The organism is Bradyrhizobium sp. Leaf396 (assembly GCF_001424605.1).
Classification (GTDB): domain Bacteria; phylum Pseudomonadota; class Alphaproteobacteria; order Rhizobiales; family Xanthobacteraceae; genus Bradyrhizobium; species Bradyrhizobium japonicum_C.
On the sequence record NZ_LMQJ01000004.1, the window covers coordinates 353,632 to 369,021 of the forward strand.

The 15,390-nt window shown below is 61.1% G+C and carries 10 protein-coding genes; 8 read left to right on the plus strand and 2 right to left on the minus strand.

All coding sequences use genetic code 11. The annotated features are described in order from the left end of the window. Nucleotides 1-80: 80 nt before the first annotated feature. Nucleotides 81-968 carry an aldose 1-epimerase family protein gene (locus tag ASG57_RS06525; RefSeq protein WP_057195964.1) on the minus strand — a complete coding sequence of 296 codons (888 nt, stop codon included), beginning with the start codon at nucleotides 966-968 and terminating at the stop codon, nucleotides 81-83. Nucleotides 969-1,147: 179 nt separating this feature from the next. Between ASG57_RS06525 and ASG57_RS06530 the strand changes: the two genes are divergently transcribed. From ASG57_RS06530 to ASG57_RS06560, 7 genes are all read left to right on the plus strand, one after another. Then, entirely contained in the window at nucleotides 1,148-2,251 is a 1,104-nt protein-coding gene (locus ASG57_RS06530; RefSeq protein WP_057195921.1) for a glycosyltransferase family 4 protein, read from the plus strand. 251 nt (nucleotides 2,252-2,502) lie between these two features. Then, entirely contained in the window at nucleotides 2,503-3,636 is a 1,134-nt protein-coding gene (locus ASG57_RS06535) for a glycosyltransferase (protein ID WP_057195922.1), read from the plus strand. Then, on the plus strand, nucleotides 3,636-4,973 hold the full coding sequence (locus ASG57_RS06540; RefSeq protein WP_057195923.1) for a hypothetical protein: 1,338 nt from the start codon (nucleotides 3,636-3,638) through the stop codon (nucleotides 4,971-4,973). The genes ASG57_RS06535 and ASG57_RS06540 overlap by 1 nt, the downstream gene beginning before the upstream one ends. Nucleotides 4,974-5,002: 29 nt before the next feature. Then, nucleotides 5,003-6,277 (plus strand): glycosyltransferase family 4 protein, encoded by a 1,275-nt coding sequence (locus ASG57_RS06545; protein ID WP_057195924.1) that lies wholly within the window; start codon nucleotides 5,003-5,005, stop codon nucleotides 6,275-6,277. Continuing rightward, entirely contained in the window at nucleotides 6,274-7,668 is a 1,395-nt protein-coding gene (locus tag ASG57_RS06550; protein ID WP_057195925.1) for a hypothetical protein, read from the plus strand. Before ASG57_RS06545 ends, ASG57_RS06550 begins: the two co-directional genes overlap by 4 nt. Nucleotides 7,669-8,094: 426 nt before the next feature. After that, nucleotides 8,095-12,003 (plus strand): hypothetical protein, encoded by a 3,909-nt coding sequence (locus ASG57_RS06555; RefSeq protein WP_057195926.1) that lies wholly within the window; start codon nucleotides 8,095-8,097, stop codon nucleotides 12,001-12,003. Between the two features lie 366 nt (nucleotides 12,004-12,369). Continuing rightward, entirely contained in the window at nucleotides 12,370-12,858 is a 489-nt protein-coding gene (locus ASG57_RS06560; protein ID WP_057195927.1) for an acyltransferase family protein, read from the plus strand. Between the two features lie 106 nt (nucleotides 12,859-12,964). Here ASG57_RS06560 and ASG57_RS06565 read toward each other — a convergent pair whose 3' ends face one another. Then, nucleotides 12,965-14,431, minus strand: a complete 1,467-nt coding sequence (locus ASG57_RS06565; RefSeq protein ID WP_057195928.1) for a lipopolysaccharide biosynthesis protein — start codon at nucleotides 14,429-14,431, stop codon at nucleotides 12,965-12,967. Between the two features lie 155 nt (nucleotides 14,432-14,586). Here ASG57_RS06565 and ASG57_RS06570 point away from each other — a divergent pair, with 155 nt between their 5' ends. Continuing rightward, nucleotides 14,587-15,390 carry a polysaccharide pyruvyl transferase family protein gene (locus tag ASG57_RS06570; RefSeq protein WP_057195929.1) on the plus strand — a complete coding sequence of 268 codons (804 nt, stop codon included), beginning with the start codon at nucleotides 14,587-14,589 and terminating at the stop codon, nucleotides 15,388-15,390.

Genomic DNA, 15,390 nt, shown 5'->3' on the forward strand with positions numbered 1-15,390 from the left:
CTTGCGAAATACACGATCGGTGCTCGGCGAGGATCCCGCGTGCATTGAGGTCTGAGAAGACGATCAGCCGCCTTGCGGCTTCACGACGATCCGACTTCGATCCGGTACGACAAGGACTCTTCCGCGTCCGGCGCGATATGCATGAGCCCCGGCTTGTCGGTGAATTCGCCGTCGAAGCCGGCGGGACTGGCATGGCCGTGCCAGGGCTCGATGCAGAGGAACGGCGCGCCTGATGGTTTCGACCAGATGCCGAGCTCGCGAAAGCCGCGCCAGGACATCTTCAGCCAAGGTCCGCTCGATGCGCCCAGCCTCGCGCCGTAGCGGACGGAATTGCTCTCGATCCGGTCGAAGATGATGGCGTCGTCGGTGAACAGGGATTCGGACAAAGGGAGCGAGGCGCCTTTGACCGGGCTCGGCTCCGCTTCCGGCCGCAACAGTCCACCATTGAGACGGCGGATAGGAGACTGCTCTGCGCGATCGAAGGTCAGCGCATAGCTCTCCTTGGCCGCGCCAGGCTGGAGCGGCCAGTTGAAGGCAGGATGGCCGCCGATCGACGCGGGCAAGACTTCCTTGCCGGTGTTCGCGATCGTGAGTGTCAGGTCGAGCCCGAGCTGATCGATCGCATAGGCGGCCGTAAGGCGGAATGCGAACGGATAGAGCGCCCGCGTCGCCTCATCGTCTACGAGCACCAGGGCGCAACGACTCTCGCCGCGTTCTGCCCAAATAAAGCGTCTGTCGCGGGCAAAGCCATGCTGAGTCATCCGATAGGCCTTGCCCCGATGCCGCAGTTCGTCGTTGGCGAGGCGTCCGACGATCGGAAACAGCAGCGGCGCGTGACGCGGCCACTCCGGCCCGGCCTGCCAAAGAAACTCGATGCTGCTGTCCTTCAACGAACACAACTCGGCACCGTGCGCCTTGATCGTTGCCGTGAGGGAGCCGCTACGGAGGGAGTGGGTGTCATCGGTCATCATCGACCTCTACACCCCGGTCTCGCACGCAGCAAGGCGAGGCCGGCCATGCAAGCGGCGCCTCCGAGCCATGCCGGGCTGCGTCATATTTCTGTACCTAACCATTGCTCACTTGCCGCTCCGCCCCGTCCCAAGCACCGAAATCCGGCAGGAACTCCAACAACAATCGTGGTAGCTAATTGAAGATCTTCATCAACGGCCGCTTTCTGTCGCAAAAGCTCACGGGCGTTCAGCGCTATGCCGCTGAAATGGTCAAGGCAATCGACGCGCTGCTTGCGTCGGAGCAGACTTCGGCCTCGTTGCGCAATGCCGATTGGCAGTTGCTGACGCCTGCAGATGCAACTGAACATCTCGATCTTGATCGGATCAAGATTCGCGCTGTCGGCCGGTTGCATGGGCACGCGTGGGATCAAATCGAACTGGCGCGCGCCGCTGCCGGCGGCCGCTTGATCAGCCTCTCCAATTCCGGTCCCGTCTTCCATCGCGACCACATTGTCGTGATCCACGACGCCCAGGTCTTTCGCCGGCCCGATTTCTTCGATTGGCGCTATCTGGCCGTGCATCGGACGATGGGGCGGTTGCTCTCCCGGCACGCAGCCATCGCAACCGTGTCGGCCTTTTCCCGCAGAGAACTCGCCGACGTGCTGAATCTATCGGCATCGAGCATTCCGGTCTTCCCCAACAGCGCCGAACATTTTGCGGCTACCAAGCCGGACCCCGGAATTCTCGCGCGGCTTGGAGTCAGGCCGCAGAGGTTCTTCCTCTTCGTGGGCTCAAGGACCAAGAACAAGAATCTTTCCGTTGCGATTCGCGCCGTCCAGTTGCTCGATCGACCCGACGTTCCATTGGTCGTCGTCGGAGGCGATAACAGCAAGGTCTTTCAGGATAATTCGGGCGAAGGATCTGCCGGCCTGGTGCTCGCCGGTCGTCTCACCGACGGCGAGATCGCGGCGCTGTATGCTCAGGCGTCGGCATTCGTGTTTCCCTCGCTCTACGAGGGCTTCGGTGTGCCTCCACTCGAAGCCATGATCTTCGGCTGTCCGGTGATCGCATCGACGGCAGATGCCGTCGTCGAGACGTGTGGTGAGGCGGCTGCGTATTTTCGCGCCAACGACGCTGAAGCGCTGAAGCAACTCATGCTCGAAAGATTGGCAATCGGCACGATCTCGGACCAGGAACGCAGGCGGCAGCAGGATCGCTTGGCATTCTATTCGTGGAAGAAATCTGCGAAGGCGCTGCTGGATCACCTTGCGACACCAGCAAGCGTCGCCAGCGCTGCTTGAAATTCGACATAGCTCGCCTATCGCGCGCATTGGTTTTTGCACAAACGTTTTGCAACTCGCGGCTCCGCGTGTGGTTCCAGGAAATTTTTCCGATCGCGCGATGATCGCAAGCGAGCAGAGCATGGCGCAACATAACCACATCGCTGCCCCAATATCGCTACGTATTCGAGGAACTGTGTTTCGCACTAGCGAAAACAGAACAGGGATACACGATGTCCGGCTCTCCTACGCGGTTCTATGCGAGGCAAACGATGAAAGTGCTGCACATCGCCGAGACGATCCGCGGCGGCATCGCCAGTTACCTGAATGAACTGCATCCACAGCAACAGGCGAGCTTCGGCGCCGACAACGTGCACTATGTCGTGCCCTCGGATCATCGACGCGATCTCGGCGCGATCGATGACAATCAGATTACGACGTTCGAGCGGTCCAGCCGCAGCATCTCGGGATTATTCCAGATGCTGCGCGCAAGCATGCAAGCCCTCGACGCCTTTCGCCCGGATGTGGTGCACCTGCACTCTTCCTTTGCAGGACTCGTGCTTCGCCCTGCGCTGGCAGCCCGCTCGGACGGTCCGCGGGTCGTCTATTGCCCACACGGCTGGGCGTTTGCGCGCGAGACCGGTCGTCTCAGCCATGTCGTGACGAAGGCCGCAGAAACTCTTCTCGCGCGAACGTCGGACCGCATCATCTGCATCTCGGGTGACGAGTATAGCGAGGCGATCCGCGCGGGAATTTCTGCCGACCGCCTCACTGTCGTCCACAATGGCATCGCGAAGAGCCGCAATCCGCAGCCCGTTGCGGCCGACTGGACGTCCAAGAAGGTCAAGGTCCTGTTCATCGGGCGCCTGGACCGACAGAAGGGCTTCGATCTCCTGATCGAAGCAGCGCGCTCGCTCGAGGATGTGCTGGACGTTCGCATCATCGGCGCCTCCGTCGTCAATAAATACGAAGGGCCGACGGTGCCTTCCAATGTCTCGCTGCTGGGCTGGCTGGATCGCCCCGCCATCGAGACTCAGCTCGAGGCCGCCGACCTCGTCGTGATTCCGTCACGATGGGAGGCGTTTGGTCTCGTTGCCCTTGAAGCAATGCGAGCGGCCAAGCCGATCCTGGCGTTCCGCAGCGGCGCGCTGCCCGAGATCGTCGTCGACGGTGTGACGGGGGTGCTTTGCGAGCCCGTCGCGGTCCAGCCGCTCGTCGATGGTTTCCGGCGCGCGCTCGATCTCGACCTCAAGGTGCTGGGACAGCGCGGCTACGACCGCTTCAAGCAGCTGTATGACGTTCAGAAGACGCATGCACAATTGCAGCAGGTCTATGTCGAGCTTCTCCAGGGCGACGGGGTCGAGGCGAAGGCGGGACTGCAGTCGGATCTTTCCAAGAATTTCTGATGGCTCGACCGCTCCCATGCACCTTGCTTCGCGACAGTCTTCGGGTCGCGAGCCTCATCGCATCCATTCTCCTGCCAGCCTCCGTCTGCGCGCAGCAGGCGCAGCCGCTCGATGCCCGATTCCTGCTCGGGGTCGGCACGCATCAGGGGCTTGGCGGCCCAGTGAGCGCGCGCGGATATGTTCCTGCCGAGAACATCGCCCAGATCAAGCAACTCGGCTTGAACGCTTTCCGCGACGATTTCCCCTGGTCCGATTTCGAGATGCCAGGACGCCGGCTGGGGTTCAACCCCAGACTTGGCAGGCTCGAGGCGCAAGTCAGGTCCGGCGTCGCACGCCCTCTCCTGATTCTGGCCTTCGGCCATCATCTCATCCCGAATTCCTCGCCACCGACGACCGATGAAGCCCGGCAGCGCTTCGCGGAGTATGCCGCTGCGGCGGCGCGATCGGTCGTAGCGCAAGATCCCCTGTTTGAGCTCTGGAACGAATGGAACCTGGCGTCGAAGAAAGATGCTGCGTTCTCGCCGGAAAATTATCTGGCGCTCGCGCAGGTCGCACGACCGGCGGTCAAGCGCGTTGCGCCGAATGCGCCTTTCCTGGTCGGAGCACTCGGCGACGATCCGGGCTGGATATGGACGGAGAAGATGCTGCGCACCGGCATTCTCCAGTACGCGGACGGCGCTTCGATCCATCTCTATAATTTCTGCATGGGCCCGAGCAAACGCACCTCGGCCGAAATCATCGACAGGCTGACGGCGTTTCACCGCCTCGTCAGCCAGGCGAGCGGAAACCCCACCTTCCCGATCTATGTCACCGAGACCGGCTGGACCACCGCCAGCAACAAGTGCGGCGTCAACGAACAGGCCCAGGCCGACAATACGGCACAACTGATCCTGTGGGCGTCGACTGCAACGCGCTGGCTCAAGGGAATGTGGCTCTACGAGCTCAAGGACAGCGGAACGAATCCGTCGGACCTGGAGCACAATTTCGGCCTCTATCGTTTCGACAATTCGCCGAAGCCGGTCGCCTGCGCGGCCCAGGGCGCCTGGGCCTTCATCCGCTCCAGCCTGAGTGCCGAGCGACGAGAGCTCGCCAGCGGCGTCGTGTCGATCAACGCATCGACGACGTCCGGCGGCAGAGTTGCGGTCTGGTCCGAGGCCCCGGGCCGACGCTACGAAATCCGGATCAAGGACGATCAGCAAGGCGCGAGCTTTGCGATGCCGTGCAATGCGACCGCAAAACCGGCTTCCGGAATCTGGATTCCGGTTTCGAGCACTCCGGTTCTCATTGCAGCCAATGACAGTGCCATTCCCGCCCTGGAGATACGTCCGGTGCGATAGACGCCATTTTGCAGATATGGGGTTACGCGATGAAAGTTCTTTTGACATCCACGCTTTATCCGACGCCTCAGGCGCCAAAGATCGTCGGCGGCGCAGAGATCTTCGCGCGACGTTTCGCCGAAGGCCTGGCGCAACGCGGAGACGAGGTCGAGGTTATACGCGCAGCACCCGCGCCCCAGCAGGCTCGCGAGACCTGCAACGGCATCAACATCTATTCTGCGCCCGTGCGGAATATCTATCTGCCCTTCACGGAGCAGAAAAACGTCGCGTTGCGCAGCATCTGGCACGCCATCGACGATTGGCAGATGCAGGCGCCCCTGATCGCGGAGCGCATCCGGGCCTTCAAGCCGGACGTACTGCACTCCAACAATTTGTCGGGTCTCACCACCGCGATCTGGCGCGTTGCCGCCCAGCTCGAGGTCCCGGTGCTCCATACGCTTCACGACTATTACCTGACCTGCCCGCGGTGCTCGCGCTTCGACAAGGGACATTCCTGCGGGCACACTTGCACGAGCTGCGGGATCCTGACCTTTCATCGCAAGCGCGCCACGCACTGGCTCAGCGCCGTGGTCGGTGTGAGCGAGCGCGTCCTGTCCATTCATACCGACATTGGCATGTTCTCGGAGACGCCGATCCGTACCGTGATCCGCAACGCCTCGACCGAGCCGCCGCGTGAGCCCTATCCACGTCCCATCTGCACCGCGGAAGTGACGTTCGGGTTCATCGGCCGGCTTACGGAGGAAAAGGGCATCGATAACCTCATGCTGGCTCTTGCTCTGCTGCCCCGCGACCGGATCCGGATGCTGATCGCCGGTCGGGTCAGCGACCAAGAGCAAGGACGTCTCCGGGCTCTCTCGGGAGATGCACGAATTGAGTTCATGGGCTTCGTGGCGCCTGACGATTTCTACAAGCAAGTCGACGTAGTGGTCGCACCATCGATCTGGCACGACCCCGGCCCGCTCGTCGTCGCGGACGCAAAGGCGGCCGGCAGGCCCCTGCTCGGAACCCGCTTTGGCGGCATGCCCGAAGTCATTCAGCATGGCGTGACCGGCTGGCTCACTGAAGCCGACCCGCAATCGCTGGCGGACAGCATGCTCGCGGTCGCGGCGGATCCGCACAAGATCGATGAGATCAGCCGGCGCCTGATCGCGGACACCAATAAATGGGTATTTGCCGACGTGCTGTCGTCATACAAGAACCTGTATGAACAATTGCGGGAGCAACGGATGTCGCGCCTGCACGCGGCAACGGCCGATGCGCCGCTGGGACGGGCTGTGGCCAAGGAGCGCCTCATTCCGAGATGACACGCCTCTTCGCGATGGCGGGCTACGTCTATCAGAGCGCCGCGGCGATCATCCTGATCTTCGCAGTCAGCCATCTGCTGCCCGCCGCCGCCTACACCAATTTCTCGCTGGCACTGGCCTCGAGCCAATTGCTCTGCGTTCTGATGTTCGAGTGGCTGCAGCTCTCCGGACTGCGTTTCCTGGCGGCAGCCAACGAAGACGAGGCGGCTCGGCTGAGGTGGTCGCTCTTTGCAGCAGGCCTGTCGAGTGCTGGCGCGCTGATCGTGGGCGGCAGCTGCGCATCTCTGGCCAGTGTCCTGCCGACGGCGATCATTGCACTGGGTCTCGGCATTTCCGTGCTTCAGGGCCTGACGGATCTCTATTTTCTGACGGTGCGTCTGTCCGACCGGTTGGGAGTGGCCTCCTCTCTTCTCGCACTCCGTGCAACCGCGCTTCTGGCCGGAGGCGCGTTGGGAGCAGCGACTTCAGGAACGGCGGAGGCAGCGCTGCTCGGTATCGCGTCGGGTCACGTCCTGGGCCTCCTTGCCGGCATGGCCGTCTATCGCACGCCTGTAGAGCGTACTTCGTTGCAGACGATGCTGGCCGACTGGAAGAGCTTCGCCCGTTACGGCATGCTCGCCGCGGGCGCGTCCGTCATCCATCTGTCGGTGCCCGTTCTGCTCCGGATCATCATCATCGGCAGGCTGGGCGCGACCGGCGCAGGTGCCGGATTCTCGATCGCGCTCGATCTGCTGCAACGCCCGTTCTGGGTTCTCAATGCGGCGATCCACACCGTAAGTTATCCCGACGTGGTCAAAGAGTTCGAACGCCGGCCGGTCGTGAAGTCGGTTGAATCGGCCCGACGGATGTTCGAATTCATGGTCTGCACCACCCTTGTGCTGCTCGGTGGGCTGGTAGGCTTCATTCCTGATGCCGCCCGCATGGTGGTGCCACGCGAGAGCCTTGACGGCTTTCTGGCGACGGCGCCGGCAGTCGCCGTCTTCTATTTCCTGCACACCCATCTGCAGGCCACAGCTGCCGTCGTTCCACACCTGGAGAAGCTCGCGACCAGGCTTGTGGTCGTCGCCGCGGGGCAGCTCGCAACCGTCGCAGCTGTCGTGTTTGCCGCAACATGGGCGGGCCTGTCGCCGCGGCAGGCTGTCGGCTGCGCTTCGGTCGCCACACTTGCGACGATCCTCGCTGCGCTCGGTCCGACCCTGCGCTTCGACGCATTCCCGCGCTGGTCGTTGGTCGCGCAGGCGGTGGCGGCTGCGGTCCTGATCGGATCACTCGGCGCAATTCCGACCGAGCCCGCGGCATGGCTCGCCGGCAAGATCGTGATCGCGGCGATCGCGACTGCGATCGTCGGATGGCGCGGAGACTTCCTGATGCTGGCCCGCCGAGGCAGATAGCTGCGCTGTCCCTTCACGGAAGCAAGTGGCTAGTCAGCCGCTCCTATGGAACCGTAAGCGGCCCTGGTAAATCCGGCAGTGAGACCCCGTGAAAATACGTACAACCAAAGCGCTAATCGTCCATAGTTTACGCGCCAACGAAAACGGCACCTGCCAACAGGCTGAGCAACCAAGCGATGCCGCGCGATGTGCGCATAGTTTCAGCAGCATGGGTCGCGCAATTCTTGAAAGCGCCTTCCTCGTGCCATCCTGCGCGGGCATCGCATCAGCATTCGGCTGCAACTCGAGTCGACCTGTTCCTGCACAAGGAACCTCATTCGCTCGCGATTTGTAGCTACGATTTTTATCTGAAATTCACACTCGACAATGAAGCTTGAACGCAAATCCTGCGAGCAATTTTGCTCGCGTTGAAAATTCGAGTGTGCAATGCCTGATCAAACCATCCTGTCCGCCAGCGGCTTCATCAACTCCATCGGCGTCAACACGCATGCCGGCTTCGGGTGGACCGGCTACAACAATCTCGCGCTGATGGTCGACGACCTGAAATATCTCGGCGTCACGCATCTGCGCGACTCGATGGGGACAAGCCCCGCCGCGCAACCGGTGGTCGACGGCCTTGCCGCTGCCGGCTACAAGTTCGATTTCCTGGTGTCGTCCGCCCTGCCCCAATCGGGTACGGCCGGGCTTCAGAAGTATATCGCGTCGCTCGAGAAGTTCGCAACGAGCCACCCGGGCAGCATCAGCGCCATCGAGGGCCTCAATGAGGCCAATCATCAGCCCTTCAGCTACAATGGCAGCTCGAGCCTCACCGCCGCGGCTCAATTCCAGAGCGCCCTCTATCAAGCAGTCAATGCCAATGCTGCGCTCGGCAGCATCCCCGTCTACAATCTGTCACTGGCCTACAACGATCCTCAGGGCTACAGCCAGCTCGGCAACATGTCGGCCTCCGTCGACTACGCCAACGCCCACGCCTATGTCAGCACCAGCCTCAATCCGAGCAGCTCAATTGCGGCAACTCTGAGCGCCGTCATGACTGCGGCGCCGGGAAAGCCCGTGGTCATCACGGAAACCGGCTACACCACGCAAGCCAACACGCAATATCTCGGCGTCAACGAGACGGTGCAGGCCAAGTCGATCCTGAACACCCTGGTCGATGCCTACAAGGCCGGCGTGAGCCAGACTTACCTCTACGAGCTGTTCGACCGCGACTCCTCCGCAAGCAATACCAATCCGGAAGCCAATTTCGGCCTGTTCAACTCCGACGGCACGCCCAAGCTCGCCGCGACGGCGATCCACAACCTGACCACCATCCTGGCCGACGACGGCAAGGGCGGCCAGCAGCCGACCGACCCGTTGAACTACACCCTGGGCAACATGCCGGCCACAGGCAACAGCATGGTCCTCGGCAAGAGCAATGGCGCCTACGAGCTCGTCGTGTGGGCCGAGCCGAAGCTCTGGAACGACGCCACCGACACCGAGCTGACCAATGCGGCCCAGACCGTCACTGTGAATCTCGGCGCCGTGCATCACACTGTGAAGGTGTACGACACGCTGACGGGGACCACGGCCATTGCCAGCTACACCGACGTCAGCACGATCACCATTCCTGTCAGCGATCACCCCGTGATCATCGAGATCGATGCGCCCCCGACCACGACCACGCCGCCGGACAGCCGGACCAGCATTACGGGCGCTGCTGCCGAAATCGTGCCGCAACTGTCCGACCTGAGCGACTCGACGGCGCTGCAGACCATCACGCTGACCGACTCGCACGTCCTGCCGGTCGCTTCGAAGGCGACCATGGACTACATCATCGCCCATTACGGCAGCGCCCTCTCCAAGATCCAGGGCGGATATTCGTTCTCGGTGACCAATACGGCCGCGACCTGGACCAACACGAAGACCTACGATTCGAGCGGAAAGCTGCTCTCGACATCCGACACCGGCCTGAATGCGAGCGGGCAGCCGACGTCGACCAACGTCGTCCACAGCGACGGCTCCCAGGACCTGATCAGCTACACCGGCGGCGTGAAGACGAAATTCGTTCACGTCGGCACCGACGCCGTCCGTACCACAGATACCTACAATACGGCGGGAACTCTTCTCAGCGAGATCGTGCAGAAGCCGGACGGCTACTACTCCACGACGCTATACACCAACGGCGTCAAGACCGCCGCCTATATCAAGAACGCTGACGGTTCGCAGGACAACTATTCCTACAACGTCGTCGGAAAGAGCTTTACCACCCAGGTTCAGCACCTTGACGCATCAGGGAAGATTACTTCGGTCATTCGCAGCCATGCCGACGGCTCGTTGGATTCAACCCAGGTCTACAAGAACGATGGCAGCAGCGTGATCACGCTGTATAGCGCCTCCGGAGTAAAGCTGGTCGAGACCGACTACCATGCCGATCGCAGCAAGGACGTGTGGACGTACAACATCAAGGGCCAGAACTATACGACCCAGCACGACGTCTATGACGCGTCCGGATTCCTCACGACCCTGACGCGCCTGCATGCCGACGGCAGCCTGGCTTTCAAGCTAATGCAGACCCCGGATGGCACCAAGACGACCAACTGGTACAATGCCGTCGGCAGCCTTACCAGCGAGGTGGTTGAAAAGGCCGATGGCTTTACATCGACGACCCTCTACAGCAACGGCGTCAAGACCAAGGCCTATATCAAGAACGCCGACGGCAGTCTGGACAACTATGCCTACGGCGTCACCGGCCAGAGCTACACCACGCTGATTCAGCACATCGATCCGACCGGAAAGGTCACGGCCGTGACTCGCAAGCACGCCGACGGCACGCTGGATTTTACGCAGGTCGTCAACAATGACGGCAGCAGCGTCGCCACCTATTATGACGCAAAGGGAGTACTGACGAAGCAAAGCGAAAGTCACGCCGATGGCAGTAAGGACGTCTTCCTGTTTAACATCACCGGCCAGAACTACACGACCGAGCACGACATCTACGATGCAACCGGCTTCCTCACCACGCTGATCCGCAAGCACGCAGACGGCAGCATGGCGTTCAAGCTGGTGCAGAGCAAGGACGGGATCAAGACGACGGACTGGTACGATGCCAAGGGCGTCCTTACCAGCGAGGTGATTACGAAGGCGGATGGTTACAGCTCGACCACGCTCTATACCAACGGACTAAAAACTGCGGCCTACATCACCAATGCCGACCGGAGCCAAGACAATTTCACCTACAACATCACCGGCCAGAGCTATGCCACGCAGCACCAGCATCTCGATCCGACCGGCAAGACGACAGAGGTGACCCGCTGGCACGCTGACGGCACGCTCGACTTTACCCAGATCGTCGGCAGTGACGGCGGCAGCGTTGTGACCAACTACGACGCCTCCGGCATCAAGAAGATGCAAACCGACTATCACCCCGACGGCTCGAGGGATGTTTATCTTTCCAACATTGTCGGTCAGAACTACACGACCGAGCACGACACTTACGATTCAACGGGCTTCCTCACAAACATCGTGCGGACCCACGCCGACAACAGCCTGGCGTTCACCCTCGTGCAGAGCGTCGACGGCACCAAGACCTCGGAGTGGTACGACGCCAAAGGCGTCATCACCAGCGAAGTCACGACCAAGACCGACGGTTACAGTTCCACGACTGTGTACACGGGCGGTATCAAGACTGCTGCCTACATTAAGAACGCCGAGGGTACGCAGGACAATTGGAACTACAACGTCAAAGGCCAGTCCTACACGACCCAGCACCAGCACCTCGATGCTTCGGGCAATATCGTCGAGATCACAAGGACCCACGCCGACGGCACTCTGGACTTTACCCAGGTCATGAACGATGACGGCAGCAAACTGACCGACATCTATAACAGCGCCGGCATCAAGACCCAGGAGATCGCCAGCCACGCCGACGGCTCGAGGGACGTATTCCTGTTTAACTTCAACGGACAGGCCGGCATCACGCAGCACGAGAACTACAACACCGCCAATGCACTGCAGTTCATCGATCAGACCAAGACCGACGGCACCCATAACGTCACGGCCGTTGGGAGCGGCGTGACGATCCAGGGCGGAGCCGGCAACGACGTGTTCTCGGCCGCGCCGAATTCGACCACCATCGCCTATGATCACGGCCAGGACCAGATCCTCAACTTCCAGGCCGGCGACGCCACGACCCACGACGTGATCCAGATCTCGAAGCTCCTGGCCGCGGACTACAGCCACCTGCAGATGACGCAGTCGGGCACGAACGCGCTCATCACGTTCTCGGAGAACGACTCGATCCTGCTGAAGAACGTCTATGTCACCAGCCTGACGAGCCACGACTTCGTGTTCGTGTGAACGAGACGGTAGCCGTCCAACCGGCAGCAAGATTGCTGGGGCGGGACCATTCCGCCCCACTTCGCTTTTCGAGCACATGCCTCATCGATGAGCAGAGAGCCGAAGGCCATTTGCAATCGGAAGGGCTCCATGCATTTCCGGACCGGCGCGATTGCACCGCAGCGGCGGGATCTCGTCGCTGATGCTCGCGATCATGGTCGCGCTGCCTTATGGAGTCGTCGCCCATGCTCACCTGCCGATCTGGCAGGACCGCTCACAGATGTACGGGGCAACCTTCGATTCTCGGGATCTTAAGGGGTCGGCGACGTCCGGTCGAAGATCGACGGTGCGACTCTTCCGAGCTTCCTGAGCGGGATTCTCCTGACTGTGCTGTTCAGGCTCTCAAGCGATTATCGCAAGAAGCCAGTCGCATTCGCCGGAATAGCACTGTTTGCCGTCTCGATCATGGTCCTCAACTTCTTTGCCAAGCCCGACCTCGCAATCACACTGTTTTCTCTTGCGATCCGGGTCACAGCCACCGGCGAAAGCGCCTTCGCCCGGTTTCCCGGCTCTGACTGGCTTGGCCGCCTCGGCAACACGTCATACGCGATCTACATGGTTCACGAAGTGCTGCTGATCCTGCTTTTCAAGCCGGCGTGGCACTATTTCGGATTTCAACCAAGCATGTTTCCAGTGTTTGCGTTGGTCTGCTGCATCATTCTGACGGTCGTCGCCGACGTGACGTATCACTACTTCGAGAATCCCGCTCGAAAATTGATCAACCGGCTTGCGCCGGGCGATGCGAGGTCGGCCCACATCCCGAAGGCCGAGCCGCTCGATCCTTCGGGGACCCGACCAGCGGCCAATGCGAGCTAGAGCACGATCCGGAAAAGTGTGTAGCCGTTTTCCGAAAAGACCATGCTCAAACACAAAGCGCGATGACGATTCATCCTTATCGCATCGCGCTTTAGGTGTCTTGCAGCTAGATTTTCGACGATCGCCGCACTCGGCTCAGGATTTCCTGGCATATCCGCACCACGGCCGGCCGGGCGATCGCGACAACAACGACAAGATATACCGAAGAACCGAGCAGCACGAGCGCGGCGAGACGCAGCCATGGCGACGTGGCCGGCATCGCAACGGAGGCACCAGCCACCGCGCATGCCATCACCGCAGAGCCCGCAAGTGCGGGCATCAGCGCCGCGGCATAGGGCCTGATACCGAGCGACAGGATCCGCATCGAAGCTCCGGCGGATAGCGGATACAGCAACAAGGCGCGAGCGACGTAGCCGACAGCGATCGCGATAAGGCCAAACGGCGCAGCGAGGATGAAGATTGCTATGTTCGAGACCGCGTAGATCAGCGTCAGCCAGGTTTGCCAGTGCGGTTTGCCGAACGCCAGGATAACGGAGTGATTGTAGAGGCCGATCGTGGTCAGGAATCCGGTGACCGACATGATCGCGAGCAGAGGCGCGGCCCCGCTCCACTTGGACCCGAAGAAAGCAGTGATCAGATCCGGCGCCAGAACCGCTATGCCGGCGAAGATCGGAGCCGTCAGCAGCGACGTGTACAGGACGAAGGCAACCAGCGTCGAACGCGATGCTTCCCGGTCATGCTGGAGGCCAGCGATGGTCGCAAAGAACACCCGGTTCAACGCATTCCCAATCACGGTACTCACGGCATTGACCAGGCGCTTGGCCAGGCTGTACAAGCCCGCGCCGGCGGCGCCGGTATACCAGGTAACGAAAATCAGATCGGAATTGGCATTGGCGAAGTTCGTGATCCCCGTCAGCGCCACGTAGCGCGCATAGCTCAGGAGTTCGACAACAGCCTGCCGGCTGACCCGGAGCCGAGGACGCCAGGGCGTCAGGACCCAAAGGCTGACCAGCGAGATCAACGACGTCGAAACGAGCTGTCCGACCAGCGCAACGACCCCGTACCCCTGGATCGCCAGCCCGATCCCAACGGCCCCGCCAACCGATATTGAAGAAAGCGAGCGGATGGCGAGGGATCGAAACAGTTGATTGCGCATCAACCAGGCTTCGTGCGTCCGTGACAGGCCCTGTACGGCCACCACGATGCAGAACCCCTTGAGAACGATGGCAATGTCCGAAAGACCCGAAAATCGTTCGATCGCGCCGCTCGAGGCGAACAGTGCGAGCGCTGCAAACAAGGAGAGACCTGCGATGAGCCAGAACGAGGCAGTGTAATCCTCGTCCTTCGGCTCGGCACGCGCCTGCACCGCGATCGCGATGCTCTCGATCAAGACTGCCCGGCAGAATTCAAGCGCCAGCGCCCCCGTTGCCACGATGCCGAGAATCTGCGGCGACAGCAGCCGCGCCATGATCATGTAGATCGCGAGCGTGAGAGCCTGCCCGACTGCGGAATCGAGTGCGGACCAAATGACGCCCGAAACGATCGAGCGCGGCTTGATATTCTCGTGGCGCAATTGGAGGCCTGTCACAATTTCCGGTTAGGCCGACTTTCGTCGTTGAGCCATTGGCTGCAATGGTCCAATAGTCGCCTTGTTTACGAGGACACTACGGCAAGAAAGCAGCTACAATCCGAGGCAGCATGAATTTTCGGACCAATCTACGACGGTTGATGAACGAGGTCGGTTGCGACTTTATTCATCAGCTGCCGTATCCGCACGTGGACTTGTTCTTCTGGCGTCCTGACGATGGAACGATAAATTTCGGCGACTATCTTTCGGTCGTCGTCGTTGACCATCTCTTGCGGCATTTCGGCTATACGCTCGCCGACGAGGTGCCGCGGCAAACGCGCTTGTTCGCGATCGGCTCCGTGCTCCATTACGCGCGAAATGACGATGTGATCTGGGGCAGCGGCGTGAACGGACGCCCCGGCCAGGATGACCTCAATCGCCGCGTGCAGAACCTGGACGTGCGAGCGGTGCGCGGCCCTCGTACATGGGAGATTTTGCGGCGCCGGGGCATCGCGGTACCCGAAGTGTTCGGGGACCCTGCGTTGCTGCTCCCTCAGCTGTTTCCGAATCGCTTTCGCCCCACCGCCAAGAAGCCGTGGGTGTTTGTCCCGAATTTGCACGATTTGAGTCTCATCGACCGTGGCGCCGATACGGTGGTCTCACCGCTGGGATCATGGAACCGACGAATTGACGCCATTCTCGAAGCGGAGCTGGTTCTGGCAAGCTCGCTCCACGGCATCATTGTCGCCGAGGCATTCGGGATACCGGCTCGCTACGTGCGCCTGAGCAGCGGAGAATCCGAGTTCAAGTATCGTGACTATTACGAGGGCACCGGCCGGTTTGCCGTCGAGTTTGCCTCGAGCATTGACGAAGGTCGCGAGATGGGTGGGGCTGCGCGCCTCAACTTCGATCATCGTGCCTTGATGAGTGCATTCCCGATCGACCTCTGGAGCGGAAACAGCTGA

What these genes read in the sequence shown, in the direction of transcription:
- ASG57_RS06525 (WP_057195964.1), bottom strand. Translation starts at nt 968, where the DNA reads ATGACCGATGACACCCACTCCCTCCGTAGCGGCTCCCTCACGGCAACG.
- ASG57_RS06535 (WP_057195922.1), top strand. Translation starts at nt 2,503, where the DNA reads ATGAAAGTGCTGCACATCGCCGAGACGATCCGCGGCGGCATCGCCAGT.
- ASG57_RS06540 (WP_057195923.1), top strand. Translation starts at nt 3,636, where the DNA reads ATGGCTCGACCGCTCCCATGCACCTTGCTTCGCGACAGTCTTCGGGTC.
- ASG57_RS06545 (WP_057195924.1), top strand. Translation starts at nt 5,003, where the DNA reads ATGAAAGTTCTTTTGACATCCACGCTTTATCCGACGCCTCAGGCGCCA.
- ASG57_RS06550 (WP_057195925.1), top strand. Translation starts at nt 6,274, where the DNA reads ATGACACGCCTCTTCGCGATGGCGGGCTACGTCTATCAGAGCGCCGCG.
- ASG57_RS06555 (WP_057195926.1), top strand. Translation starts at nt 8,095, where the DNA reads ATGCCTGATCAAACCATCCTGTCCGCCAGCGGCTTCATCAACTCCATC.
- ASG57_RS06570 (WP_057195929.1), top strand. Translation starts at nt 14,587, where the DNA reads ATGAACGAGGTCGGTTGCGACTTTATTCATCAGCTGCCGTATCCGCAC.